The 24,569-nt window shown below is 70.1% G+C and carries 20 protein-coding genes; 10 read left to right on the top strand and 10 right to left on the bottom strand.

Going from position 1 to position 24,569, the window contains the following annotated elements; genetic code table 11:
• The first annotated feature begins 124 nt into the window (after positions 1-124).
• Together AB0E91_RS25170 and AB0E91_RS25165 are read left to right on the top strand one after the other, a co-directional pair.
• A complete protein-coding gene (locus tag AB0E91_RS25170) occupies positions 125-499 on the top strand; it encodes an ArsR family transcriptional regulator (protein WP_361786113.1) in 375 nt (124 codons plus the stop codon).
• A gap of 83 nt (positions 500-582) precedes the next feature.
• Complete coding sequence (locus AB0E91_RS25165) at positions 583-2,043, top strand: membrane-associated oxidoreductase (RefSeq protein WP_361786230.1); 1,461 nt, start codon at positions 583-585, stop codon at positions 2,041-2,043.
• On the opposite strand, the gene AB0E91_RS25160 is transcribed toward AB0E91_RS25165, so the two are convergent.
• The gene (locus AB0E91_RS25160) at positions 2,030-2,977 is read right to left on the bottom strand and encodes a TIGR01777 family oxidoreductase (protein WP_361786110.1); all 948 of its coding nucleotides are present in this window, start codon (positions 2,975-2,977) and stop codon (positions 2,030-2,032) included. The genes AB0E91_RS25165 and AB0E91_RS25160 overlap by 14 nt on opposite strands.
• Positions 2,978-3,493: 516 nt before the next feature.
• Here AB0E91_RS25160 and AB0E91_RS25155 point away from each other — a divergent pair.
• From AB0E91_RS25155 to AB0E91_RS25140, 4 genes are all read left to right on the top strand, one after another.
• Positions 3,494-4,516 (top strand): sugar ABC transporter substrate-binding protein, encoded by a 1,023-nt coding sequence (locus AB0E91_RS25155; RefSeq protein WP_361108695.1) that lies wholly within the window; start codon positions 3,494-3,496, stop codon positions 4,514-4,516.
• Between the two features lie 182 nt (positions 4,517-4,698).
• A complete protein-coding gene (locus AB0E91_RS25150; protein ID WP_361786107.1) occupies positions 4,699-5,694 on the top strand; it encodes an ABC transporter permease in 996 nt (331 codons plus the stop codon).
• Positions 5,691-6,527 carry an ATP-binding cassette domain-containing protein gene (locus tag AB0E91_RS25145; protein WP_361786104.1) on the top strand — a complete coding sequence of 279 codons (837 nt, stop codon included), beginning with the start codon at positions 5,691-5,693 and terminating at the stop codon, positions 6,525-6,527. The genes AB0E91_RS25150 and AB0E91_RS25145 overlap by 4 nt, the downstream gene beginning before the upstream one ends.
• Before the next feature lie 147 nt (positions 6,528-6,674).
• Positions 6,675-7,706, top strand: a complete 1,032-nt coding sequence (locus AB0E91_RS25140; protein WP_361786101.1) for a LacI family DNA-binding transcriptional regulator — start codon at positions 6,675-6,677, stop codon at positions 7,704-7,706.
• 48 nt (positions 7,707-7,754) lie between these two features.
• On the opposite strand, the gene AB0E91_RS25135 is transcribed toward AB0E91_RS25140, so the two are convergent.
• The 3 genes from AB0E91_RS25135 to AB0E91_RS25125 all read right to left on the bottom strand — a co-directional run bounded on the left by AB0E91_RS25135 (position 7,755) and on the right by AB0E91_RS25125 (position 12,219).
• Positions 7,755-8,033, bottom strand: coding sequence for a glutaredoxin domain-containing protein (locus tag AB0E91_RS25135; RefSeq protein ID WP_361786098.1), 279 nt, complete (start codon positions 8,031-8,033; stop codon positions 7,755-7,757).
• A gap of 64 nt (positions 8,034-8,097) precedes the next feature.
• Positions 8,098-11,391, bottom strand: coding sequence for a TIM-barrel domain-containing protein (locus tag AB0E91_RS25130; RefSeq protein WP_361786095.1), 3,294 nt, complete (start codon positions 11,389-11,391; stop codon positions 8,098-8,100).
• Between the two features lie 204 nt (positions 11,392-11,595).
• Positions 11,596-12,219, bottom strand: coding sequence for a TetR/AcrR family transcriptional regulator (locus AB0E91_RS25125; RefSeq protein ID WP_361786092.1), 624 nt, complete (start codon positions 12,217-12,219; stop codon positions 11,596-11,598).
• Between the two features lie 74 nt (positions 12,220-12,293).
• Here AB0E91_RS25125 and AB0E91_RS25120 point away from each other — a divergent pair, with 74 nt between their 5' ends.
• Together AB0E91_RS25120 and AB0E91_RS25115 are read left to right on the top strand one after the other, a co-directional pair.
• Entirely contained in the window at positions 12,294-12,692 is a 399-nt protein-coding gene (locus tag AB0E91_RS25120) for a hypothetical protein (RefSeq protein ID WP_361786089.1), read from the top strand.
• An 11-nt stretch (positions 12,693-12,703) separates the two neighbouring features.
• Positions 12,704-13,258 carry a hypothetical protein gene (locus AB0E91_RS25115; protein ID WP_361786086.1) on the top strand — a complete coding sequence of 185 codons (555 nt, stop codon included), beginning with the start codon at positions 12,704-12,706 and terminating at the stop codon, positions 13,256-13,258.
• A 9-nt stretch (positions 13,259-13,267) separates the two neighbouring features.
• Here the strand turns inward: AB0E91_RS25115 and AB0E91_RS25110 are convergent, their stop codons facing one another.
• Positions 13,268-13,687, bottom strand: a complete 420-nt coding sequence (locus tag AB0E91_RS25110) for a hypothetical protein (RefSeq protein ID WP_361786083.1) — start codon at positions 13,685-13,687, stop codon at positions 13,268-13,270.
• Positions 13,688-13,917: 230 nt separating this feature from the next.
• Between AB0E91_RS25110 and AB0E91_RS25105 the strand changes: the two genes are divergently transcribed.
• Positions 13,918-15,762: a glycoside hydrolase family 76 protein gene (locus AB0E91_RS25105; protein ID WP_361786080.1), complete on the top strand. Its 1,845-nt coding sequence runs from the start codon at positions 13,918-13,920 to the stop codon at positions 15,760-15,762.
• 33 nt (positions 15,763-15,795) lie between these two features.
• On the opposite strand, the gene AB0E91_RS25100 is transcribed toward AB0E91_RS25105, so the two are convergent.
• The 5 genes from AB0E91_RS25100 to AB0E91_RS25080 form a co-directional block, all read right to left on the bottom strand.
• Positions 15,796-16,815: an ABC transporter permease gene (locus tag AB0E91_RS25100; RefSeq protein WP_361786077.1), complete on the bottom strand. Its 1,020-nt coding sequence runs from the start codon at positions 16,813-16,815 to the stop codon at positions 15,796-15,798.
• The gene (locus tag AB0E91_RS25095) at positions 16,812-17,777 is read right to left on the bottom strand and encodes an ABC transporter permease (RefSeq protein ID WP_361786074.1); all 966 of its coding nucleotides are present in this window, start codon (positions 17,775-17,777) and stop codon (positions 16,812-16,814) included. The genes AB0E91_RS25100 and AB0E91_RS25095 overlap by 4 nt, the downstream gene beginning before the upstream one ends.
• Entirely contained in the window at positions 17,770-19,311 is a 1,542-nt protein-coding gene (locus AB0E91_RS25090) for a sugar ABC transporter ATP-binding protein (RefSeq protein WP_361786071.1), read from the bottom strand. Before AB0E91_RS25090 ends, AB0E91_RS25095 begins: the two co-directional genes overlap by 8 nt.
• Positions 19,312-19,456: 145 nt before the next feature.
• Entirely contained in the window at positions 19,457-20,539 is a 1,083-nt protein-coding gene (locus AB0E91_RS25085; protein WP_361786068.1) for an ABC transporter substrate-binding protein, read from the bottom strand.
• A gap of 158 nt (positions 20,540-20,697) precedes the next feature.
• The gene (locus AB0E91_RS25080) at positions 20,698-21,735 is read right to left on the bottom strand and encodes a LacI family DNA-binding transcriptional regulator (protein ID WP_161178410.1); all 1,038 of its coding nucleotides are present in this window, start codon (positions 21,733-21,735) and stop codon (positions 20,698-20,700) included.
• Positions 21,736-21,953: 218 nt separating this feature from the next.
• Between AB0E91_RS25080 and AB0E91_RS25075 the strand changes: the two genes are divergently transcribed.
• A complete protein-coding gene (locus AB0E91_RS25075) occupies positions 21,954-24,521 on the top strand; it encodes a PA14 domain-containing protein (RefSeq protein WP_361786227.1) in 2,568 nt (855 codons plus the stop codon).
• The last annotated feature ends 48 nt before the right edge of the window (positions 24,522-24,569 follow it).

Below are 24,569 nucleotides of genomic sequence, written 5' to 3'. Positions count from 1 at the left end.
CTGTTCCTCCCGACATCCGTTGTACGAGTTGAGTCGAACTTAGCAGGTAGTACGATGGAACCCGTACAAGGAAATCGGCCCGGCCGAGGAAGCCGGGTCGCGTCGCCGTCACGAGGAGCCGCGCATGTCCGTCGCCGCAGGAGCCGCAGCCACTCCCCCGCCGCCGGAGCCGCCCGGCCTGCCCGAGCCGCTCCCCGAACCCGCCGTGGACGAGCTGCGTCTGGAGACCGTGCTCGTCGCGCTCAGCGATCCGCTGCGGCTCACGATCGTGCGCAAACTGCTGCTGGAGTCCGAGCAGTTCGACCACCCCTGCGGATGGTTCGGCCTCGACCGGCCCAAGTCCTCACTCACGCACCACTTCAAGGCCCTGCGCGAGGCGGGCGTCACCCGTCAGCGGCAGTACGGCCTCGAACGCCGCAGCCACGTACGCGTCGAGGACCTCAACTCCCGCTTCCCGGGGCTCCTGGACCTCGTCGCCGCGTGGGAGCCACACGTGTGACACGGGGCTGACGTGCCCCACAAGTTGATCCCGCCGCACCACAGTTGACAGCTCCGTAACGGCCCCGCCAGAGTCCCGGCGTGATCGACATCAGCGAGCTGACACCGGCCGAGACGCGGGTGTGGCAGGCATTTCCGCGCGGCGAGTCCGTGGACTTCCGCGCCGAGGACGAGGACCCGGCGCTCGACACCACGTACGGCGCCGAACGCACCGTACGAGCACGTGTGTTGCGGGCGCTGTTGCTCCAAGCTCCGCAGGAAGAGGGCGAGATAGCCGCCCTCAAGCTCACCGGGGCGCGGATCACCGGCGTGCTGGACCTGAAGTACTCCACGATCGACGCCGCTGTCCGCTTGAGCCACTGCCAGTTCGACAGCGTTCCCGAACTCTACGGTGCCCAACTGCGCCAGCTCAGTCTGCGGAGTTCCGTTCTGCCGGGCCTGGACGCCGCGACCTTGCGGGTCGGGGGGCCGCTGCGGATGACGGACTGCCGCGTACAGGGGCCGGTACGGCTCAGCGGGGCGCGGATTTCCGGGGCGCTGGTCATGGAGCGGACGGAGTTCACGGCGGGGGACGATTCCGGCTCGGCGCTGTGGCTCAACCAGGCGTCGGTCGGTGCCGACTTGTGGGCCCCGGAGATGCGCGCGCACGGACAGGTACGGCTCACCGGAGCCTCCGTCGTGGGGCGAATCAACATCCAGGACGCCGAGTTCGACAACCCGGGCGGCATCGCACTGGACGCGCAGAACCTCACCGTGGAGGCGCACGTACGGGCGCGCTGCCTACGCGCACGCGGGCGGATCGAGCTGCGGGGCGCACGCATACCGGGTCGCCTCGACCTGCTCCACGCCCGCCTGTCGCATCCGGGCGACACGGCGCTGCGCGCGAGCAGTTGTGTCATCGGTGAGCTGTGGATACGCCGTGGTGACCGCATCGAGGGCGCCCTGAACCTGCGGCGCTCCCACTTCGAGATCCTGACCCTCGAACCGGAGATGCTCCCCGAGCGGGTGCTGCTCAGCAATCTCCAGTACACGGTGCTCACCCCGCACGAGCCTGCCGAGCGCCGTCTCCCGATGCTGGAGCGCGACGGCGGACCGTACGAACCCCATTCCTACGAGCAGTTGATCGCGGCGTACCGCCATGTCGGCGACGACGACGCGGCCCGGCTCGTGCAACTCGCCAAGCTGCGCCGTCGACGCACCACGCTCGTCTGGTACGCACGGCTGTGGGGATACGTCCAGGACGCCACCGTCGGCTACGGTTTCCGCCCGCTGCGCGCGGCCGTGTGGCTGCTGTCCGTCCTGGCCGTGGGATCGATCGCGTACGGCCTGCACCACCCGCGCCCCGTCAAGGCGGGCGAGGCCCCCGACTTCAATCCGGTCTTCTACACGCTCGACCTGCTCCTGCCGGTCATCGACTTCGGCCAGGAGTCGGCGTTCGCCCCTCAGGGCTGGTACCAGTGGCTGTCCTACGGTCTGATCCTCACCGGCTGGATCCTGGCGACGACGATCGTGACGGGCGTGACCCGTACGGTCAGCCGTCAATGACCCTGGCCCGCTGCACGAGGGACGTGGCGGCCTTCTCCCACTCGGGCCACTCGAAAGCGAACCCCGCCGCACTCAACCGCCCCGGCACCACCCGACGGCTCTTGAGCAGCAGTTCCGTGTCCGAGCGGAGCGCGAACGCTCCCAGTTCGGCCATCCAGCGTGTCGCGGGCAGCCCCAGGGGGACGCCCCAGGCCGTACGCAGGGCTCGCATGAAGTCGCGGTGCGGAAGGGGAGCCGGGGAGGCGAGGTTCACCGAGCCGGCGATGTCGTCGCGGGCGATCAGGAACTCCACCGCTCGTACGAAGTCCTCGTCGTGGATCCAGGAGACGTACTGCGCGCCGCCAGCCACCGGGCCGCCCAGTCCCAGCCGGACCAGTCGTGACAGGACGGCGAAGACACCGCCCCGGTCCGGGCTCATGACCATCGCCGAGCGCAGCGCGACCTTGCGGGTGGCGGGAGTCGGCGCCTCGGCCTGGGCACGCTCCCAGTTCTTCGCGATCTCGACGCTGTAGGCCCAGTAGTCCGGCACTCCGTGTTCCGCGCCTCCGATCACTCCGGTTGCCTCGTCGTTCGCCGCGTCGAAGCGGTGGGCGTAGACCGTCGCCGTACTCATCTGCAGCCAGACGCGCGGTGGCCGAGCGGCGGCGGCGATCGCCTCGCCGACCACCCGGGCCGAGTCCACCCGGGAGTCCATCATGGCTCGCAGGTTCTCGGCGGTGTAGCGGCAGGAGACGCTGCGTCCGGCCAGGTTGATCACGACGTCGCAGCCGTCGATCGCCGCTGCCCAGGAGCCGAGCGTGGCGCCGTCCCATGCGATGTCGTGCGCCCGGGTGGGACGCCGGGTCAGTACCGTGACCTCGTGACCGGCCGCCGTCAGCGCACGGTCGAGAATCGTGCCCACCTGTCCGGTTCCCCCGGGCAGCACTACCTTCATCGAATCCCCCTCGGTTTCGTCCGGGATCAGCGTAGCCCGCATTTTTGAACGCGTTCAACTCGGGAGATCGACATGCGGCAGGGCAACTCGAAGAGAGCCCGCCGAAGGCGTGGCAAGTCACGGGGTCAGGAGATGGCCCGCTCGGTCACGCGCGGGTAGCGTCGTCGCCGTTCCTGCCGGTCGGCGACACGGAAGGCGGAACGCGGCCCGGCGTCGGCGGCACGCGTCAGCGCCTCGCCGGGGACGGCAGGTGAACCGATGATGCGTCACCGGCCCGGGAGCGTCAACGGTTCGGCGGGGACTGGTTTTTGAGGCGCGGGGGCGGGTTTCGCCGAGGGTGACGGCGAATCCGCCGCGTTGCCGATTTGTGACAAGTACAAGCCATTGACGTTGCCGGGAGAGGGCGTCCATCATCCTCGCCATGCCGTGTCAACGATGACATAAGTCAACGATGACACCTCGGGACGGCATGCACCGATGCCGGCCGCGCCGCTCGCAATCCCGCAGGAGTCGTTCATGTCTCGCATCACCCGCCAGCGTCCGACCGTCCTCAGAGCCGCCGCGTGTCTGGGTGTCGCGGCGCTCACCCTCACCGCCTGCGGCTCCGGTTCGGGTTCGGGGTCCGCGGGCTCCGGCTCGGGCGGGGTCAAGGTGGGTCTGATCACCAAGACCGACACCAACCCGTTCTTCGTCAAGATGAAGGAGGGCGCGGAGCGGTCCGCCAAGGAGAACCACGCCCAACTCCTGACCGCCGCAGGCAAGTTCGACGGTGACAATGCCGGGCAGGTCACCGCCATCGAGAACATGGTGGCCTCCGGGGTGAAGGGCATCCTGATCACGCCGAGCGACTCCAAGGCGATCGTGCCCGCGATCCAGAAGGCCCAGGCCAAGGGTGTCCTGGTCATCGCCCTGGACACGCCGACCGAGCCGCAGACGGCCGTCGACGCGCTGTTCGCGACCGACAACCTCAAGGCCGGCGAGCTGATCGGCGAGTACGCCAAGGCCGCGATGAAGGGCAAGAAGGCGAAGATCGCCACGCTCGACCTCGCGCCCGGTGTCTCCGTCGGCGTCCAGCGGCACGACGGCTTCCTGAAGGGCTTCGGCGTCGGTGCCAAGGACCCGTCGGTGGTCTGCTCGCAGGACACCGCGGGCGACCAGGCCAAGGGGCAGACCGCGATGGAGAACTGCCTCCAGAAGGAACCCGGCATCAATCTCGTCTACACCATCAACGAGCCCGCCGCGCTGGGTGCTTACACCGCCCTGAAGGCCAAGGGCCGCGAGAAGGACGTGCTGATCGTCTCCGTCGACGGCGGCTGTACCGGCACCAAGGCCGTCAAGAGCGGGCAGATCGCGGCCACGGCGCAGCAGTACCCGCTGAAGATGGCGGCGGAGGGCGTCAAGGCCGTCGTCACGTACGCCAAGGACGGCAAGAAGGCGTCCGGTTACACCGACACCGGCGTCAACCTGATCTCCGACAAGCCGCAGTCGGGGGTCACTTCGAAGGACACCGCGTACGGCCTGGAGAACTGTTGGGGCTGAGCCGCCCCGAGGCCGTACGCCACCGACCGGGGCGGCCGTCCCTACTCCCCTGAGGGACGGCCGCCCCCTCATTCCCTCAACACCCTCTCCTTCGCGGGCACTTCGCGGCCGGAACACCCCGGCACCCTCGAAGGACCCCGCCCGAAGTCCTCCCGCACGGCTCCTTCGACAAGGACTCCGCAATGACAGCCACGACCACGCCGTACGCCGATCTCTCGGCGCCCGGTACGGCGCGCCGACTGCTCACGGCGCCGACCACCGGCCCGCTGGCCGCGCTCCTGATCGCCTGTGTCTTCTTCTCCTTCTCCACCGACCAGTTCCTCACCGGCGGGAACTTCTCGCTGATCGTGCAGCAGGTCATGGTCGTGGGAACGCTCGCCATCGGGCAGACCCTGATCATCCTCACCGCCGGGATCGACCTGTCGTGCGGCGCGGTGATGGCGTTCGGCAGCATCATGATGGCCAGGATGGCCGCCGAGGGCACACTGCCGCCGCTGCTCGCGATCGTCCTGGGCATGCTGGTCTGCGGCGGATTCGGGCTGCTGAACGGGGTGTTGACGGAGAAGATCCCGCTGCCGCCGTTCATCGTGACGCTCGGGATGCTCAACGTGGCGTTCGCGCTGACCCACATCTACTCGGAGGAGCAGACGGTCACCCAACTGCCCAGCTCGCTGACGGCACTTGGGCAGACGTTCCCGCTCGGGCACACCGACATCACCTACGGCTCGCTGGTGACCATCGCCCTGTTCCTGGTGTTCGCCTACGCGTTGAGCAGCACCGGCTGGGGCCGGCACGTGTACGCCCTGGGCAACAGCGTGGAGGCGGCGCGGCTGAACGGCGTGCGCACCTCGCGGCTGACCATCGGCGTGTACACCGTCGCCGGGCTGCTCTACGGCGTGGCCGCGCTGCTGCTCATCTCCCGTACCGGGGTGGGCGATCCGCAGGCGGGCCAGACCGACAACCTGGACTCCATCACAGCGGTGGTCATCGGCGGGACAAGTCTGTTCGGCGGGCGCGGTTCGGTGCTGGGCACCTTCATCGGTGTCCTGATCGTCGGTGTCTTCCGCAACGGGCTCCAGCTGATGGGCGTCGCGTCCATCTACCAGACGCTGATCACCGGAATCCTGGTGATCCTCGCGGTGACCGTCGACCAGTTCTCCCGGAAGAGGGCCCGATGACCGCCACCGACTCCCCCACCCCCGTCCTCCAGGCGCGCGGTCTGGTCAAGCGGTACGGGCAGGTCACCGCGATCGACGGCGCCGATTTCGATCTGCTGCCCGGTGAGGTCCTCGCCGTCATCGGCGACAACGGGGCCGGCAAGACCAGTCTGATCAAGGCGCTGACCGGCGCGCTCGTGCCGGACGCGGGCGAAATCCGGCTCAATGGCGAGCCGATCCGGTTCTCGGGGCCGCAGAGCGCGCGGGCGCACGGGATCGAGACGGTGCATCAGGACCTGGCCGTCGCCGCGTCCATGGACATCGCGTCGAACATGTTCCTCGGCCGTGAGCTGCGGCGTCCCGGAGTGCTCGGCACCGTCTTCCGGATGCTGGACAAGAAGCGGATGCGGCAGGAGGCCGCCGGGCACATGGCCGATCTGAAGATCGGGCTGCGCTCGCTCACCCAGGCCGTCGAGACGCTGTCCGGCGGGCAGCGGCAGGCCGTGGCAGTGGCGCGGTCGGTCGCCTGGGCACGCAGTGTCGTGGTCATGGACGAGCCGACCGCCGCGCTCGGGGTCAAGGAGTCCGGGCAGGTGCTCGACCTGATCCGGCGGGTGAAGGACCGGGGGCTGCCCGTCGTCCTCATCAGCCACAACATGCCGCACGTCTTCGAGATCGCGGACCGCATCCATGTGCACCGGCTGGGCAAGCGGGCGGCGGTGATCAAGCCGTCGGACTACTCGATGGCGGAGGTGGTCGCGATCATGACCGGCGCGCTCACCGTGAACGAGAGCGGCGATACTGTCGTCGCCGACTCCGAGGCCGTGAAGGCCGCCGGGGTCGAGACCCCCTGACACCAGGGCCGCGACCCCTCCGACACCCGGGGTCGAGGTCCCGCCGACACCGCGGGCCGGCGCCGACGCCGGACCCGCGTGTCAGCACTCACGCGTCTCCGGCCGAGGCCGCGGCCGGAGCCGACGAGCACAGGAGACGTTTGCTCCATGGCAGCGAACCGCCGCCCCACCCTGGCCGACGTCGCACGCGAGGTCGGTGTCAGCGCCAAGACGGTCTCCCGCGTCCTCAACGAGGACGGGCCCGCCTCGGCGGGGACCAGGGAGCGGGTGCTCGCCGCCGTCGCCCGCCTCGGCTTCCAGCCGAACCTGATGGCCCGCAACATCCGCGTCGGCGGGCCCGACACCACCATCGGGCTCGTCGTGCCCGACCTGGGCAACCCCTTCTTCGGCGCCGTGGCCGGGAGCATCGAGGACAGCGTCCGCGAGCGGGGGCTGACCCTGCTGATGGGCTCGTCGGCAGACGACGCGGGCCGGGAGCGGGCGCTGACGGACAAGTTCCTGGCGCGCCGGGTGAGCATCCTCATGGTGGTGCCGTCCGTGGGCGCGGACCACGCCCACCTCAAGCCCCATCGCTCGGCGGGACTCCCGGTGGTCTTCGTCGACCGGCCGGGCGCGGGTCTGGCCACGGACAGCGTGGTCAGTTCCAACCGGGCGGGGGCGCGGTCCGGGGTGGCCCATCTGATCGCGCACGGGCATCGCCGGATCGGCTTCGTCGGCGACCTGCCGACCAAGCTCTACACGCGTCGCGAACGGCTCGCCGGGTACCGCGAGGCGCTGCGGGACGCCGGGCTGCCGGACGACCGGCTGCTGGTGGCGAGCGCCCACGACCAGGGCGGGGCGGGCGAAGCGACCGCGCGGCTGCTGGCGCTGCCCGATCCCCCGACGGCGCTGTTCGCGGGAAACAACATCGTCGCCGTCGGCGTCGTAGCCCGCCTCGCCCGCGACCGGCGCAAGGACGTGGCCGTGGTGGCCTTCGACGACATCGCCCTCGCGGACGCCCTCGAACCGGCCCTCACGGTGGTCGCCCAGAACCCCGAGGAGATAGGCCGCACGGCCGCCGTCACGGCCCTGTCCCGCCTGGACGGCGACCGCAGCCGGGTCCGTACGGTCACGGTGCCGACGCGGCTGATCGCGCGGGGGTCGGGGGAGCGGGGTGCGGTCGCGGAGTATGTCAACTGAGCCTTTTCGTATAAGAGTTGGCCGTCACCTCCCGTGCCGACGGCCCGCTCAGCGCCCACCCGGCAACAGATGCGGGGCATACTCCGCGACCGCCCGCTCGATCTCCGCCAGGGACGGATTGACCAGGGCGTGGCCCGCCACGGACACGGTCGGGACGGTCTCGTTGCCGTCCGCGACCGAGCGCACATAGGCGGCCGCCTCCGGGTCGCGCCAGATGTTGACCTCGGTGTACGGCAGCTTGGAGAAGCGCAGCCGCAGCCGGAGTTTCATGCAGTACGGGCACATGGGCCGCCAGTGGACGACGATGCCGTCCCGGTCCTCGGTCACCGAATTCCCTTCGGGTGGTGTGACGTCGGACGGAGTCTAGCGGCGGCCCATGTGCCCGGCTGAACTACCGGTACTCGACGGTCACCGGCGTGCGGATCGTGGTGGTCGGCAGGGTGACCCGGAGGGACTTGGTGTCGGCGTCCCAGTGCCAGGCCGAGGGGGCGAGGCGGTTGCCGGCCGCCGTGACGCCGGTGGGCGCGTGGTCCGCGCCCTGGAAGGTGACCGTCCAGGAGCGGCGGGACACCTGGCCGTGGAAGGAGCCCTTGGCCGGGCCGATGCGGAGGGTGTGGCGCCCGGCGTGCTCGGTGTAGTTGATGCGGGTGGTGGCCGCGCGGTGGCGCGACGGGGTGCTCACGCCGTCGTCCTCGTAGAGGGTGAAGGAGCCCGGCGCGCCGGTCGCGACCGTGACGGCGACCTTGTCGAGCGGGGTCGCCGCGTCGTGGTCCACGTGTGCGGCCCGGGTGGTGACGATGCCGCCCGCGCGGACGAAGACGGGCATGGTGTCGAGGGTGGTCGTCACGTCGTACGTGGCGCCGCCGGTGCCCGCGTTGTAGACGCGGCCGGTGAAGTAGTCGGTCCACTGGCCGGGCGGGAACCACACCGAGGTGGTCGTGCTCGTACCGGGGGTGGTGACCGGCGCGACGAGCATGTCGGGGCCGTAGAGGTACTCGCCGCCCGCCTTGCCGTAGGCGTTCTCCTCCTCGGGGTAGTCGAGATAGAGCGGCCGGACGATCGGGACGCCGGTGGTGTTCGCCTGCTGGGCCAGCGTGTAGGTGTACGGCACGAGGGACTCGCGCAGGTTCAGGAACTTGCTCGCGGAGTCGCGGGCCGCGTCGCCGTACTGCCAGGGGAGCCGGTCGCTGTGGTTGCTGTGCAGGCGGTCCACGGGCTGGAAGGTGCCGAACTGCACCCAGCGGGCGTACAGGTCGTCGGGGAGCTTGGTGGTGCGGTGGCTGCGGCCGTCGTCGGTGGTGTAGGTCTCGGCGCCGGGGATGCCGTGGCCGTCGTTGTGGCCGCCGATGTCGTGGCTGACGGCTGCCATGCCGGTGGCGACGGACTCGCCGGGGGTGTAGCCGACCTCGGCGTGCAGGGTGCCCCAGGTGGAGGAGGTGTCGCCGGTGAAGTGGAGCGTGCTGCGCTTGTCGGCCCAGGGGCCGGTGGGCAGGCCGACGCCGCCGCTGTAGCCGCCCGCCTGGAGGGAACCGTAGGCCCGCGAGAGGACGAAGCCCCGCTCGCTGGTCTCGGCGGTCAGGTCGGCGTACTTCTGGTTGATCCAGGCGTCCGGGGTGACGCCGGGCTGCGAGGAGCGGGAGGCGTCGCAGCACCAGTCGAGCCACCAGAAGTCGTTCCCGGCCTGGTCGAAGGGGCGGTGCAGATCGAGGTACGCCTTGAGCTGGTCCGGGTCGCCGAAGTCGAACGTACGGCACGCCGAGCCCGCACTGGAGGCGCAACCACCCTTGGCCAGCTTGTTCTTGGCGGTCGCCATCGCCTTCGCGTACTGCGGGTCGGACTCCAGGATGCTCGGGTGCACGTTGAGCGTGTTGTGCAGGCCCTCGGCGGTCGACCAGTCGAAGAATCCCTTGGGATCGGGGTACTTGGCCGGGTCGAAGTTCCAGCCGCTCCAGGTGTTGGGCGACTTGAAGTCGGTGTCCGTGACCAGCACGTCCAGCGGGACGCCCGCCTTGCGGAACGCGGGCAGGATGGTCTTCTCGTAGTCGTCGGCCGTGCGGTCGATGTACTCCGAGTACCAGACGCCGTACGCCCAGCGGGGCAGCAGCTGCGGCGGTCCCGTCAGGGTGGCGAGGTCGGTGAGGCCCTGCTTGTAGTCGTGGCCGTAGCCGAAGAGGTAGCCGTCCTGGTAGGGACCGGCGCCGTGCGAGGGGCGCGGGACGGCCTTCTCGGTGCGGGTGTCGTACGTCGCGGAGGCGGTGTCGTCGAGAAGGTACCAGCCGTCGCGGTGCAACAGACCGGAAGTGGTACGGGGGTTGGGGTCGTTGTCACCATTGAGCCCGTCGAGGCTGCGCCGGTAGCCGCCGAGGGCGAGGTGGGACTGGGGGGCCGGGTCGGTCCGCGCGGTCACCGCGAGGGTGTCCGCGTTGACGTGACAGCTCGTGGTGTCGGGGCAGTTGAGCGTGACGTCGTTGGTTCCCGCCTTCAACTGCACCGGTACGGAGGCCGACTTCCAGGTGTCCCAGTTGTCGGTCGCCGGGAGGGTGAGGGTGGTGTCCGTGCCGGTGCCGGTGCCGACGCGCACCTCGCGGGCCTGGTGCAGGCCGTCGCCGCCGGTGCCGTTGGCGTAGCGCAGGTGGAGGAGGTAGGTGCCGTCGGCGGGGACGTCCGTGACGTGGGCGGTGAGCCGGGCGTCCTTGTTCAGCTCGGCGGCGAAGCCGTCGCCGGTGTAGCCCTGGTGGTCGGTGGCGAGCACGGCGGAGCCCGCGAGGAGGGTGTCCTCGGCCTCGCAGCCGGTGCCGAAGTGGCAGCCGGATATGGCCGTCGACGCCTTGCCCGGGTAGTCGGCGCCGGGGTTGGTCAGGGCCGCGCTGTCGATGTTGACGGCGCCGGAGTCGGCGGCGGTGCGGTGCAGCCGTACGGTGTGGTGACCCGCGCCGAGCGTGAGCGGAACGCGGGCCACGCCCCAGGCGTTCCAGTCGGTGGTCGCGGGGAGGCTGAACGTCCGGTCCGCTCCACCGTCGACGCTGAGGCTGAGGGTACGGGTCTCGTGGCGTCCGTCGGAGCCGGTGCCGTTGGCGTAGCGGACGGCGTAGTCGTAGGTGCCGGACTTCTCCGAACGTACGTCCGTGGTAAGCGAGTTGCTGTTCACCTCGAAGCCCGCGAGGAAGCCCTTGCCGGTGAACCCGGCGTGGTCGGTGGCGACTCCGGGACCGTCGTGCAGCTGCTCCTCGGCCTCGCACAGCGTGCCGACCGCGCAGTCCGGGTGCTGCCAGGGCGCGGCGAGCACCTGGTCCTGGCCCGCCTTCAGCCGGACGGTCAGGTTGTCGGCGGAGAAGGGCCCCGAACCGACCTCGTAGCGCAGGGTCAGGGCGCTGGTGGTGATGGTCAGGACGCCGTCCTTGACGGACGAGCTGTACGCGGGCGGCGTGAAGCCGTCCCGGCCGATCGCGTTGAATGTCGCGCTGTCCTCGAAGCGGTTGTCCCCGGCGTACTCGGTGCGGATCAGCGTCGGGGACAGCACCTGGAATCTGGCGTTCTGGACGGACACGGTGGCCTTGCGGGCGGGTGTGGCCGCCTGGCTCGCGGTGGCCGGATCGGCGCAGGTCAGCCCCAGGGCCGCCGTCGCGCAGACGAGGGCGACGCGGGTGAGGCGTCCGCGGGGTGAACGGGACAGGGGTGGTCGCACGGCACGCTCCATGGGGGGCAACGGCGCTCTCGCGAGCGCGGTGGACGTACGGAGACGACAAGTGCACTGGACTACCGGTCGGACCGGTGCGGCTACAACGTTGTAAATCCGGTCCCCACGCATCAGAACACGGCGCCCCTGCGGTGTCCACAGGTGTAACGGGCCTCTTTGGTAACGGAGTTCACGGGGCGGGTGGGCCGTCGGTCACGAGGCATCCGCGTCGTGACCGACCAGGGACAGGCCGGACACCAACGCGCGGGCGGCGTCGGCGAAGTACTGCTCGTCCGCGCCGGATGCGAGGCCGAGGGTCACGCCCTGAGCGAGGCCGACGAACAGGGCCCTGAGCGCGGTGGTGAACCGTTGCGCCTGATGCATCGTCACGACGCCCCCGTGGTGCGATCGTCCGGCGAACAGCGCGACCAGGTGACTCTCCTGCGACCGTACGGACGCGGCGAGTCGGTCCCCCAGCTCCGGGTCGTGCAGAGCCATGTCGAGCAAGGTGATCTGAAGCGACAGGCCGGACCGCGCGTCGGGGGCGTCACAGCCGCGCCGGTAGTGCCGCGCGAAGGCGTCGACCGCTTCGAGCAGATCCAGTCCGGCCGGCACCGCCTGCTCGATCTCCTCGTAGTACGGCCGCAGATGATCAGCGACGAGGGCGACGACCAGGCCGTTCTTGCTCCCGAACAGCGAGTAGATCGCGCCGGTGGTCAGATCGGCGCGCTCGGCTATCTCCTCGAGCCTGGCCCGGTACCCGTCCCGGGAGACGACCTGGAACGCGGCGTCCAGCAGGGCACGGCGGTTGCGTTCCTTGGCTTCCGCCCTCGTCATTCTCATAGTTTCATTATTACCGTAATCTCCTTACGGAATAGTCCAGTTGACGCGAGCTTCAAGGAGGAACGCTCATGACCCAGGTCGCGACACCGTGGGTGACCCGCCGCACGGCGGGTGCTGTCGCCGACGGCGCCTTCAAGTTGCTGCTCGCCGCCACGTGCATCACCGCCGCCGCCCCGCTCGGGCGGCTGCTCGGCGTACCCGTCTGGCTGATGGCCGTCTCCGGGCTGGCCCTGCTGATCTGCGGCGGCGCCGAGATCGGCTACACGCGCAGCCGGTCGATGCGCATGTACACGCGGCTCATGGTCGCGTATGACGGCGGGTGGGTGTTGACGGCGCTTGTCGGGCTGCTGATGGCGTGGCGGGGTGGGACTGCCGGAGGCGACGTGTGGGTGGGATACCAGGCGGTCGCGCCCATCGCGTTCGCCGTACTGCTGGTCGCGGTCAAGGACGAGATGTGCGCGAAGTAGCAGCCGTCGAGGTGCTCTGCGTCTTCGACTGGAACCCCGCCGTACCGGACCAGTTGACGACTCTGGCGGTGAGCGGCGAGACGGTCGACGCGGCGGAACGGGCGGCCGCCGCCGCGCTGCCCGAAGCGGGAACGACCGGGCCGGCATCGTGGCTGGATCTGCCGGCTCCCCTACGTCGACAGTTTGTCCGGGCCTACCGGTCCGTCCCGACGCTCGGCCTGTACTGCGTGATCGACGACGAGCGCCCCGGCGTCACGCCGCGCGAGTTTCTGCGGGCCGCGGTCGCCGACACTGCAGAGCAGTTCGCGCCTCTTCGTCGCGCCCGTACGGCACACGGCTTCCTCGTCAACGATCCCTTCGAGGAGCTGCGCGATGCGCTGCGTGCCGCCCCCTACTGGGACAGGGATGCCCGGCCGCGCTTCCTGCCGCGTTCGTCCTTTCCCGGCCTGTGCGAACTGGTCCGGCTGACGGCCGTGTTCTGCCGGGAGACGCTGTACCGGACGGACATCCCCGAGGACGAGGACCTGCTGGGGATCTACGACACGTACGTCGTGGGCGGGCTCTGACGAGTCCGGTCAGCGGCCCTGGCTCGAGGTCCGACGTCCGGCGGTGCCCAGCCACACGCCGTACGCCACGCAAGCGACGGCCAGCACCGGCAGCGTCACCAGCGCCGGATTCACCCAGCCCGGCACGAGGTCGTATCCCGCGTTGCACTTGTCGTGCAGCGGGAACCAGCGCGTGTATGCGTCGAGGTGCGCCCGGCGGTAGGCCGCGTCGTAGGTCTGGCCGTCGGCGTGGCACGCCTCCTCCGGGTCCAGCGACGCCCCGGCGAGAGCGCCGCTGAGATACGTGACCCCGGTCGCCATCAGGAGCAGCGCGGCCGTACCGGAGAACCAGGCCGCACTGTGCCGCCATCGTCCGTCGGCGAGGGCACGGGCCCAGCGCCACACTCCGGGGCCGATCAGCAGCAGGATCGGAAGCAGTACGAGAGCCATGAGCCCAACTCTGCACTTCTGTGCGGTAGTCCGTGCACGTGGGGGCGCGCGGCGGCAGCGGAAGCCGGGGCACAGCGTCGCGTTCCGGCCGAGTCCGTCCCCGGGCTGGACAGACCCCCCGCGCGGTGCTGTCGTGCTCATGACCGGAGTGGTTCAACGTTGGAAAGTTGTCGATCACTCGGATCGCTCGGCCCCTTGGACGAACGGACGACCGACAGGACGGACGCGCCATGCCGACTCGCAGACATCGCTTCCTCGGAGGACTTCTCGCACTGACCCTCGCCTTGGGCGGGCTGCTCGCGCTGCCCACGCCGTCCGTCGCCGCGACGGCGGTGTGCGCGCTCGCCTGTGACACGCTCGATCCGTCGCAGGCGCGGCAGGAGAGCTTCCCGGTGGCTGACCGGAACATCAACGGGCGGCTGCTGCGCCTGCACGTGTCCGAGGCGGACGACATGGCGTGGGCCAGCATCGACCAGGGAACTCAAGGGAATTCCGTCTGGCTGGACCGGAGTTGGGACCGGGGTGCCACCTGGGACGGACTGCTCGGCAAGGCGAGCATCCCGGGCTCGTGGACCGGCACGCGGACGCTGATGTACAACGTCACCGATCCGGTGGCGCACCGGCGCGGCTGGGTCCGGGCGTGCGGGGACGCGGGGGCGGTGACCTGCACGGACTGGTTCCGGCCGCAGGTGTGCGACGGTTCGGCCTGTGACGGCGCCGACCCGGCGACCGCGGCGGGCGACACGCGCCCGGTGCCCGCGACCACGCTCTACGGCCGCACCATCAGCCTCCACATGGACCAGGCGAACGGCACGGCCTGGGGTGTCGTCGAGAACGGCGGTGCGGGGGACGAGATCTGGCTCGACCGGTCCTGGGACGAGGGCGCGAGCTGGCCGGAAGGATCGTCGCTGGGTCGTACCTCCGTTGCCTCCGGGGCGAGTTCGGGGCGGACCAGGATGTTCGCGACCCGCGATCCGCGCGGGCTGCTGTACGGCGGCGCCGTGCGGGCCTGCGGCCGGGAGGCGTCGCACCAGGAGGGCAGTTGCACGGCGTGGGCGCGGCCGGTGCCGACCCGGGCACGTGCGGCGGCGGACGCGCTCGTGGCGTCGTACCACGTCAACGAGGGCTGGTGGCGAAGCAGTTGGTGGAACTCGGCGGTGGCCCTCACCTCGCTGATCGACTTCGCGCGAACCAGCGGACGGCACGACTACGACTGGGTGATCGCCCGGACCTTCGAGCAGAACAACGGAGTCTTCCCGGCGGGCGGCCGCAGTTCGGACCCGATCGAGGGGCACTTCATCAGCCGTGCCATCGACGACGCGGCGTGGTGGGCGGTGGCGTGGGTGGACGCGTACGACTACACGCACGACAAGCGGTATCTGGACGAGGCGGTCACCATCACCACCTACGTGCAGCAGTACTGGGACACGGGCACCTGCGGCGGCGGGGTGTGGTGGAACCGGGAGCGCACGTACAAGAACGCCGTGACCAACGGGCTCTACCTGTGGCTGGTGACCTCGCTGCACCAGCGCGTCTCCGGCGACACGACGTGGGGCGCGCGGGCGACGACGGCTGCGGACTGGTACCTCAACAGCGGAATGATCAACTCCTCGGGCCTGGTGAACGACGGACTCAACTCGTCGTGCGCCAACAACGGCCAGACGGTGTGGAGTTACAACCAGGGGCTGGCCATCGGCGCGTTCACCCAGTTGTGGCGTTCGACCGGGCAGAGCCGCTATCTCGACACCGCCCGGCGGCTCGCGGACGCGGCGACGACCTCCACGCAGCTGACGCGCGACGGGGTTCTGACCGAATCCTGCGACATCGGGTCCGCGTCGTGCGACGACAACCAGAAGCAGTTCAAGGGCGTGTTCGTACGGCATCTCGCCGACCTCGCGGCCGCCACCGGATCGTCGGCCTACCGCGCGTATCTCACCCGGCAGGCCGACTCGATCTGGGGCACCGACCGGGACGCGCTGAACCGGCTGGGCGCGCGCTGGGCGGGTACGGCGCCGAACCCGGTGGACTGGCGCACCCAGGCGAGTGCGCTGGAGGCGTTGACGGCGGCGGGCTGAACCCGACGCCGTCAACGCCGTGCGGCGCCGGGTTCACCCCACCCGCCGCCGCCTCGCCAGCCACGTCTGGGCGATGACGACCAGGACGAGGAACGCCCCGCTGGCGACCTGCTGGTAGGCGGAGTCCAGGGAGCCGATCTGGTTGATGACGTTCTGGATGACCTTGAGCAGGAGGACGCCCACGAGGGAGCCGCTGACATAGCCGAGGCCGCCGGTGAGGAGCGTGCCGCCGATGACGACGGCCGCGATGGCGTCGAGCTCCATGCCGTAGCCGAGGATGGTGACGCCGGAGGCGAGGTAGGCGGCGCTGAGCGCGCCGGCCAGGCCCGCCAGGAGGCCGGAGAGGGTGTAGACGGCGATCTTGGTGCGGGCGACGGGGGCGCCCATGAGGGCGGCGGCCTGCTCGTTGCCGCCGATGGCGTAGACCCGCTGGCCGAAGGCGGTGCGGCGCAGCAGGATGCCGCCCGCCAGATACAGAACGGCCGTGATCCATACGGGTGTTGCCACGCCGAGCAGCTTGCTCTGGCCGAGGGTGGCGAAGAAGGAGCCCTTGGCGACGAGGTAGGTGTCGGCGCCCTCGTCGGTGATGGCGAGCATGATGCCGCGGGCGGCGAGCATCGAGGCGAGGGTGACGATGAAGGGGGCGAGTCCGGTGCGGGCCACGAGGAGGCCGTTGACCAGGCCGATCACCGCACAGACGGTGAGCGGCAGCAGCAGGGCGACGACCGTGCCGTACTGCGAGCCCCAGGCGGCGAGCACCCCGCCGAGGACGAAGACGGAGCCGACCGAGAGGTCGATGCCGCCGCTGACGATGACGAAGGTCATGCCGAGCGCGACGGTGGCGAGGAACGCGGAGTTGACCGCGATGTTGCCGAGATTGTCGCCGGTGGCGAAGGAGTCGAAGGAGAGGGAGGCGACGGCGGCGAGGACGACGAGGGCCACCAGGGCGCCGTGCCGCTGGGCGAGGGCGGCGACGCGGTCGCCGCGCCGGGTGGTGTCCTCGGCGGGTGCCGCCTGCGGGGCGGTCGTGGGGTGTTCCTTGGTGCTGGTCACCGCTTGCCCCTCTCCCGTGCCGCGTACACCGCGAGCACGATGACCAGTGCCTGGGCGATCTGCGTCCAGGACGTGGGCAGATCGTGTTTGATGAGCGTGGCCGTCAGCAGCTGGATGAGGACGGCTCCGGCCACCGTGCCGCCGATCCTGACGCGTCCGCCGGTCAGCGGGGTGCCGCCGACCACGACGGCGGTGATGGCGGACAGTTCCATGAGGTTGCCGAGCGAGCTGGGGTCGCTGGCCTGGAGCCGGGCCGTGGCGAGGAATCCGGCGATGGCCGCGAGGACGCCCGAGCAGACGTAGACGGCGATCAGCACGCCGCGCACCGGGAGGCCGGCGAGCTGGGCGGCGGGCCGACTGTCGCCCACGGCGAGGAGACGGCGGCCGAAGATGGTGCGGCGCACGACGAAGCCGACGATCACGGCCAGTGCCGCCGCGATGAGCGCCAGGTACGGGATACCGAGGACGCTTCCCGCGCCGAGCGAGGCCATGGTGGGATCGCGCACGTCCTTGAGCTGGGGCAGCAGCACCAGGGCGATGCCGCGGCCGCCGACCATGAGCGCGAGGGTGGCGACGATGGGCTGCACCCCGACGTACGCGATGAGGGAGCCGTTGGCGAGTCCGACGACGGCACCGGCGACCATGGCGACGATCAGCGCGAGCCAGGGGCCGTAGCCGAGGTAGAGCGAGGTGACCGAGGTGGCGAGCGCCATCACCGCGCCCACCGACAGGTCGATGCCCTCGGTGCCGATGGCCAGCGCCATGCCGAGCGCGACGATCAGGACCGGGGAGACCTGGACGGCCTGGGTGCGGAAGTTCTCGCCGGAGACGAAGTGGTCGGTGAAGAGCACGTTGAACAGCAGCAGGACGGCGAGGCCGAGATAGACGCCATAGTTCTGGAGCCAGGCGACCATCGCGGCGCGTTCGGGGAAAGCCCTTCTGTCGAGGGCGAGTTCAGTCATGGCGGGGCTCCTCCTCGGCCGCCTCGGCGATGGCCCGCATCAGCTGGTCCTCGCTCACGTCGTCGCCGGTCAGCTCGCCGACGACGGCGCCGTCCCGGAGCACGACCACGCGGTCCGAGCCCTCGACCAGCTCCTCCACGTCGGAGGAGATCAGCAGGACGCCGAGGCCGTCCTCGGCCAGTTCGTCGATGAGTTTCTGCACCTCGGCCTTGGCGCCCACGTCGATGCCCCGGGTGGGTTCGTCCAGGAGCAGCACCTTGGGCTGCATGGCGAGCCAGCGGGCGAGGAGGACCTTCTGCTGGTTGCCGCCGGAGAGTTCGCCGACCTTCTGGTGCGGGCTCGCGGCCTTGATCCGCAGCCGTTTCATGAAGGTGTCGACGACACGGTCCACGCTCGCCTCGGAGACCAGGCCGAAGCGGGACATGCGGGGCAGCGCGGCCAGGGCGATGTTCTCCCGGACGGAAAGCCCGGGCACGATCCCCTCACTCTTGCGGTCCTCGGGCAGCAGGCTGATCCCGGCGCGGATCGCGGCGGCGGTGGAGCCGGTGCGCACGGGCCGTCCGGCCACGGTGACCCGGCCGCCCGCGAGCGCGAGGGCGCCCGCGATGGCCTTGGCGGTCTCGGTACGCCCCGAGCCGAGCAGCCCGCCGAGCCCGACGACCTCGCCGGGGCGGATGTCCACGGAGACGTCGTTCAGCAGATGACGTTTCGTCAACTTCTCTGCTCTGAGCACTGGTTCGGCGCCCGCGTCGTGGCTTCCGGCGAACTTGGTGACGCCCTCCGCGCTGACCTCGCTCGTCTCCCGGCCGAGCATGAGGGAGACGAGCTGGAGGCGGCCGGTCTCGGCCAGCGGGCCGGTGTGCACCAGCCTGCCGTCGCGCAGGACGGTGACCGTGTCGCAGACGGCGTACAGCTCGTCCATGCGGTGGCTGACGTAGAGCACGGCGATGCCCTGGGCGCGCAGCCGCCGGATGACGCCGAACAGCGTTTCCACCTCGCGGGGTTCGAGCGAGGAGGTGGGTTCGTCCATGACGACCACGCGGGCGTCGACGGAGACGGCGCGGGCGAGCGCGACCATCTGCTGGGCGCCGACGCCGAGTTCGCGCAGGGGGCGGCGGACGTCGACGTGGACGCCGTACTCGGCCATGGTCTCCGCCGCCTCGCGGTGCATACGGGCGAAGTCGATCAGACCGAGCCGGGTGCGCGGTTCACGGCCGAGGCAGAGGTTGCGGGCCACGCTCATCAGGGGGATGAGGTTGACCTCCTGGTAGATCGTGGAGATCCCGGCGTGCTGCGCGGCGAGCGGGGTGGAGAAGGCGGCCGGTGCGCCGCGGTAGCGCAGTTCGCCCTCGTCGGGGCGGTAGACCCCGGTGAGGACCTTGATCAGGGTGGACTTGCCCGCGCCGTTCTCGCCGACCAGGGCGTGTGTCTCACCGGCCCGGAGTGTGAACGTCACCCCGTCCAGGGCCAGTACACCGGGGAAGCGCTTGGTCAGGTCGCGTACGGCGAGTACTTCGTCGGGAGGTGCGGTCACGGCTGCTCTCCATGGGGGTCATGGGCGACGTGCCTGCTCGGGGCGCCGGGAGCGGTCGTTCCCCCGGCGCCTCACGATGACGAGCTGTCGGTAAGCCTTGTCGAACTCAACTGGCCTTGCATGGCTCAGAGTTGCCTTCGCGGCCTCAGAACGCCTTGTCGAGGTCGGCCTTGGCGTTGGCGCTCGTGTACTGGCTGTCCTGGATGACGATGTCCTCGCCGACCGGCTTGCCCTGGGTGAAGGAGTCGAGCGTCGAGAAGGCGAGCGGCCCGAAGCGCGGGTTGGACTCGATGACGGCGCTGATCCAGCCGTCCGCGATGCCCTGGACGGCGTTGCGGGTGCCGTCGATCGTCACGATCTTCACGGCGCCGGGCTTCTTGCCCGCGCCCTTGAGGGCGTTGACGGCGCCGAGGCCCATCTCGTCGTTCTCGGCGTAGATCGCCTTGATGCCGGGCTTGGACTGGATGAGCTGCTCGGTGACCGACTGGCCCTTCTCGCGGGTGAACTCACCGGTCTGCTTGAAGACGACCTTGAGTCCGGGGGCCTTGGCCTTGATCTGCTCCTCGAAGCCCTGGGTGCGCTCGGTGGTGACGTTGTTGCCCGCCGCGCCGAGCAGGATGGCGATCTCGCCCTTGCCGCCGGTGGCCTCGATGAGCTGGTCGGCGGCGCGCCGGCCCTGCTGGACGAAGTCGGAGCCGATGAAGCTCACGTAGTCCTTGCAGGGGGTGGCGTTGATCTGGCGGTCGATGGTGATGATCGGGATCTTCTTGTCCCGCGCGGACTGGAGCACCGGGTCCCAGCCGTCGGAGTTGAGCGGGGCGATGACGAGGAGCTTGGCGCCCTTGGCGATGAGGTCCTGCACGTCGCTGATCTGCTTGGAGAACTGCGACTGGGCGTTGGCGGTGAGCAGCTTGACGCCGCGCTTCTTCGCCTCGGCCTTGATGGAGGCGGTCTCCGCGATGCGGAAGGGGTTGGCCTCCTTCTCCGACTGCGAGAAGCCGACGACCGTCTTCGACAGGTCCAGCTTGTCGGCGCCGTAGTCGCCGATCGCGCAGGTCTTGCCGCCGCTGCTCTCGGCGACCTGCTTCCCGGCGTCGTTGTTCACGGCGGTGCTGCCCGAAGAGGCTTTGTCGTCCTCGGACTTGGTGCAGGCGGCGACGAGCGCCAGGCTGGCGGTGAGACCCACGGCGAGGATGGTTCTGGTGGTGCTGCGGGAGTGCGGCTTCATGCGGATTACCCCACTTCGGGACTGCGGAAGGCCGGTCCGGCGGTGACCAGATCAGGAGCTTTTTACATCGTTGCAAGGGCCGTGTAAACACCTCGGACAGCACGTCATCCAACCGCAATCCGGGCCAACTTCCCTTTGCTGTACGGCATTTGTGCTGGTCAGCTGGTGCGTACGCGCCGTCCGAGGGTGCTCTCGCGTTCCACGAGCGTGAAGCCGGGCTGGAGTTGGCGGGCCGGTCGGGGCGCCTCGTGGTTCTGCTCGCCCTTGAGCCGACCGACCACGGACTCGACGGCGAGGCGGGCGATGGCCACCTTGTCCGGGGAGACGGTGGTGAGCGTGACGGCGCCGTAGCGCGACTCGGTGATGTCGTCGAAGCCGACGACGGCCACGTCCTCGGGGATGCGCAGGCCGCGCTCGAAGAGCACGCGCATCGCGCCGAGGGCGATCAGGTCGTTGTAGGCGAACACCCCGTCCGGCTGTTCCCCGGCGTCGAGCAGCGCGGCCATGGCTCGCGCGCCGTCCTCGTGACCCCAGCCCCGGGTAGTGGCGACCAGGCGTTCGTCGGCGACGAGTCCGGAGGCGGCCAGCTCCGCCTGCCAGCCGATGAATCGCAGGTGGGCGGGCTGGTGGAGGCGGTCCTGACGGGCGCCGAGGAAGGCGATGCGGCGCCGCCCGAGGGAGAGGAGATGGCGCACCGCGGCGCGGGCGGCGGCGATGTTGTCGATGACGATGTGGTCGTAGGGCAGGTCGTAGCGGCGCTCGCCGAGGAGGACGAGGGGCGCGTCGTCGCTGCGGGCGGCGAGGTCCTCGGTCTCCAGCTCCAGCGGGCTGAGGATCAGCCCGTCCATGACCCGGGCCCGGAAGCCCTGGCAGACCAGGATCTCCTGTTCGCGCAGGCCCTGGGTGTGGTCGAGGAGCACGGTGTACTCGTGCTGGGCGGCGGCGTCGATGACGGCGCCGGCCAGCTCGGCGAAGTAGGAGTTGCCGAGTTCGGGCACGGCCAGGCCGATGATTCCGGTGCGTCCTTTGCGCAGGTGACGAGCGGTCAGATTCGGCCGGTAGCCGAGTTCGTCGATGGCTTGCTGGACACGGGCCCGCATGGCCGGTGTGACGTGCGGATAGTCGTTGACCACATTGGAGACGGTCTTCACGGAGACCCCCGCACGTTCGGCCACGTCCTTCAGGCTCACGCGCATCTGCTGTCCTCCCACGCCTCGTGTCAGACACCTGGACAGAGCGCAGGAGGCGTGTTCTCATGCCAACTGCCCTTGTTTCCAACGTTATACAAGATGTTCCGAAGCACGGGCAGAGCACGCACCCGCAACTCCGTTTCCCACCGGAGGTACTCGTGCAACCACCATTCCCCCGCCGCAGAATCCGCCCCGGCCGCTGGCTGGCCTCCGCGTTCACCGCCATGGCGCTGGTGCTGGCCGGAGCGGTCGGCTCCAAGGCCACGCCCGCGGAGCCCCGGGCGTCCGAGGCACCCGTCGCCCATGGGCTCAAGGGCGAGTACTACACCCAATCCGCCCCCGGTGCCTTCGACTTCGGTGCCCTGAAGGCGACGAGCTTCGATCCGAGTCTCGACTTCCCCGACCTCGAACCGCGTCTGAAGGCCCGCACCGGCCAGCAGGACGACGTGAGCGTGCGCTGGACCGGCAAGCTCACGCCCACCGCGAGCGGTGCCCATGTCTTCTCGATCATGGGCGACAACGGCTTCCGGCTCTGGATCGACGGCAAGTCGGTCATCGACCACTGGGTCGACGACTGGGACCGGGAGCAGACCTCGGCGCCCGTCACCCTGGAGGCGGGCCACGCCTACGACTTCAAGGTCGAGTACTTCGAGCACTACGGCGGCTCGAACCTGCATGTGCGCTGGACGCCGCCCGGCGGCGGCAAGCAGGCGATCCCGCAGTCGGCGTTCACGCTGCCCGACGGGTTCACCTACAACGGCCCCAACAGCGCGGCCATCCAGCCCGACGGCAAGACCCTCGTGCTGAACTTCGACCGGCCGCTCGCCGCTCCCCCGGCCGGCTTCGACAGCCACCTCGACATCGATGTCGGCGGCTCGGCGTGGCCGCGCGGCAGCGCCCACCTGGACGCCTCCGACCCGGCCAAGCTGGTCGTCCCGCTCACGGAGCCGGTGGTCGGCGGTCACGGCGGTTACGCCGACCTGCGCTACGACGGCAAGGGCGGCCTGACCGAGGCCGACGGCACCGCCGTCAGCGACTTCTGGAGCACCGGCACCAACGGCTCGACGTACCAGCTGCGCACCAAGTGGGCCGACCAGGTGAGCGCGAAGAACGCCCATCCGGAGTACCCGCGCCCGCAGTTGACCCGCGACGCGTGGAAGAACCTCAACGGCACCTGGGAGTTCGCCGGGGCCAAGGCGGGCGAACTGCCGCCCACGGGACGGAAGCTGGCGGAGAAGATCCTCGTCCCGTACCCGGTGGAGTCCCAGCTCTCCGGGATCGAACGGCACGAGGACCGCATGTGGTACCGGCGGACCTTCACCGTGCCGTCCGACTGGCGCGCGCACGGGCAGCGCCTCCAGCTGAACTTCGACGCCGTGGACTGGCAGGCCGAGGTGTACGTCAACGGCCGCAAGGTCGGTGAGCACAAGGGCGGTTACGACCGGTTCAGCATCGACGTGACGGACGCGCTCAAGCGGTCCGGCTCGCAGGAGCTGATCGTCGGCGTCTACGACCCGACCGACTCGGCGAACGGCGAGAACCCGCCGATCGGCAAGCAGCGGCTCGACCCCAGCGGCATCTGGTACACGCCGAGTTCGGGCATCTGGCAGACGGTGTGGATGGAGCCGGTCGCCCGCGACCACGCCTCGGACGTGAAGACCACCCCTGATCTCGCCACGAGTTCGGTCGCGGTGGACGTGCGCGGGGTGCGCGACGGCGTGCCGGTCACGGCCGTCGCCTACGACGGCCGCCGCGAGGTGGGCCGCACGCACGGCACCACCGGTACGGCCCTGAAAGTACGGGTGCCGCACCCGCACACCTGGACGCCGGACGACCCGCATCTGTACCAGCTGAAGGTCACCGTGGGCCGGGGTGCCTCGGCCGACCGGGTGGACAGCTACTTCGGTATGCGCTCCATCGAGGTCAAGACGGTGAACGGCAAGCAGCGCACCCTGCTCAACGGCAAGCCGGTCTATCTGATGGCCACGCTCGACCAGGGCTTCTGGCCCGACGGTCTCCACACGGCCCCGACCGACGAGGCCCTCGCCTACGACCTCAAGGTGCACAAGGAGCTGGGCTACAACTCGGTGCGCAAGCACATCAAGGTCGAGCCCGACCGCTGGTACTACTGGGCGGACAAGCTGGGTCTGCTGATCTGGCAGGACATGCCGGCGATGAACACGGTCAACCCGTCGGCGGCCGCGCGCACCGAGTACGAGCACGAGCTCAAGCAGATGATCCAGCAGCACGACAGCCACCCCTCGGTGGTCATGTGGGTCACCTTCAACGAGGGCTGGGGCCAGTACGACCAGGCCCGGATCGCGGACTACGCCAAGTCCCTCGACCCGACCCGGCTGGTGAACAACATGAGCGGCCTCAACTGCTGCGGCGCGGTGGACGGCGGCAACGGCGACATCGCCGACGCCCACGGCTACCCCAGCCCGCAGCTCCCGGCGGCCGACGGCAAACGGGCCCTGGTCAGCGGCGAGTACGGCGGCCTCGGCCTGGGTGTCCCCGGGCACGCCTTCCCGGTCCAGATGACCTATGTCGGCGTCACCCCGGAGACCTACACCGATGTGTATCTCGACCGGCTGAAGGAGGTCGAGCAGCTCGCGGCCTGCAAGGGCGGCAACGGCGCCGTGTACACCCAGATCACGGACGTCGAGGGCGAGTTGAACGGGCTGATGACCTATGACCGCAAGGTCCTCAAGCCCGACGCGAAGCGGCTCCGCGCCGCGCACGAGGCGCTGATCAAGGGCGCCGAGAACGGCACGCTCACCTGCACCTCCTGACCGCACGGCCCGCCTCGCCTCCCCGGGGCGGGCCGCGCTTTCTCTCCC

Origin of the sequence: Streptomyces sp. NPDC026659, assembly GCF_040638245.1 — a bacterium.
Lineage (GTDB): Bacteria > Actinomycetota > Actinomycetes > Streptomycetales > Streptomycetaceae > Streptomyces.
This window is presented reverse-complemented; position numbering and strand designations above follow the sequence as displayed.

What these genes read in the sequence shown, in the direction of transcription:
- AB0E91_RS25110 (WP_361786083.1), bottom strand. Translation starts at nt 13,687, where the DNA reads ATGGCTCTCGTACTGCTTCCGATCCTGCTGCTGATCGGCCCCGGAGTG.
- AB0E91_RS25120 (WP_361786089.1), top strand. Translation starts at nt 12,294, where the DNA reads ATGACCCAGGTCGCGACACCGTGGGTGACCCGCCGCACGGCGGGTGCT.
- AB0E91_RS25105 (WP_361786080.1), top strand. Translation starts at nt 13,918, where the DNA reads ATGCCGACTCGCAGACATCGCTTCCTCGGAGGACTTCTCGCACTGACC.
- AB0E91_RS25145 (WP_361786104.1), top strand. Translation starts at nt 5,691, where the DNA reads ATGACCGCCACCGACTCCCCCACCCCCGTCCTCCAGGCGCGCGGTCTG.
- AB0E91_RS25170 (WP_361786113.1), top strand. Translation starts at nt 125, where the DNA reads ATGTCCGTCGCCGCAGGAGCCGCAGCCACTCCCCCGCCGCCGGAGCCG.
- AB0E91_RS25085 (WP_361786068.1), bottom strand. Translation starts at nt 20,539, where the DNA reads ATGAAGCCGCACTCCCGCAGCACCACCAGAACCATCCTCGCCGTGGGT.
- AB0E91_RS25080 (WP_161178410.1), bottom strand. Translation starts at nt 21,735, where the DNA reads ATGCGCGTGAGCCTGAAGGACGTGGCCGAACGTGCGGGGGTCTCCGTG.
- AB0E91_RS25150 (WP_361786107.1), top strand. Translation starts at nt 4,699, where the DNA reads ATGACAGCCACGACCACGCCGTACGCCGATCTCTCGGCGCCCGGTACG.
- AB0E91_RS25160 (WP_361786110.1), bottom strand. Translation starts at nt 2,977, where the DNA reads ATGAAGGTAGTGCTGCCCGGGGGAACCGGACAGGTGGGCACGATTCTC.
- AB0E91_RS25075 (WP_361786227.1), top strand. Translation starts at nt 21,954, where the DNA reads ATGGCGCTGGTGCTGGCCGGAGCGGTCGGCTCCAAGGCCACGCCCGCG.
- AB0E91_RS25140 (WP_361786101.1), top strand. Translation starts at nt 6,675, where the DNA reads ATGGCAGCGAACCGCCGCCCCACCCTGGCCGACGTCGCACGCGAGGTC.
- AB0E91_RS25125 (WP_361786092.1), bottom strand. Translation starts at nt 12,219, where the DNA reads ATGACGAGGGCGGAAGCCAAGGAACGCAACCGCCGTGCCCTGCTGGAC.
- AB0E91_RS25095 (WP_361786074.1), bottom strand. Translation starts at nt 17,777, where the DNA reads ATGACTGAACTCGCCCTCGACAGAAGGGCTTTCCCCGAACGCGCCGCG.
- AB0E91_RS25155 (WP_361108695.1), top strand. Translation starts at nt 3,494, where the DNA reads ATGTCTCGCATCACCCGCCAGCGTCCGACCGTCCTCAGAGCCGCCGCG.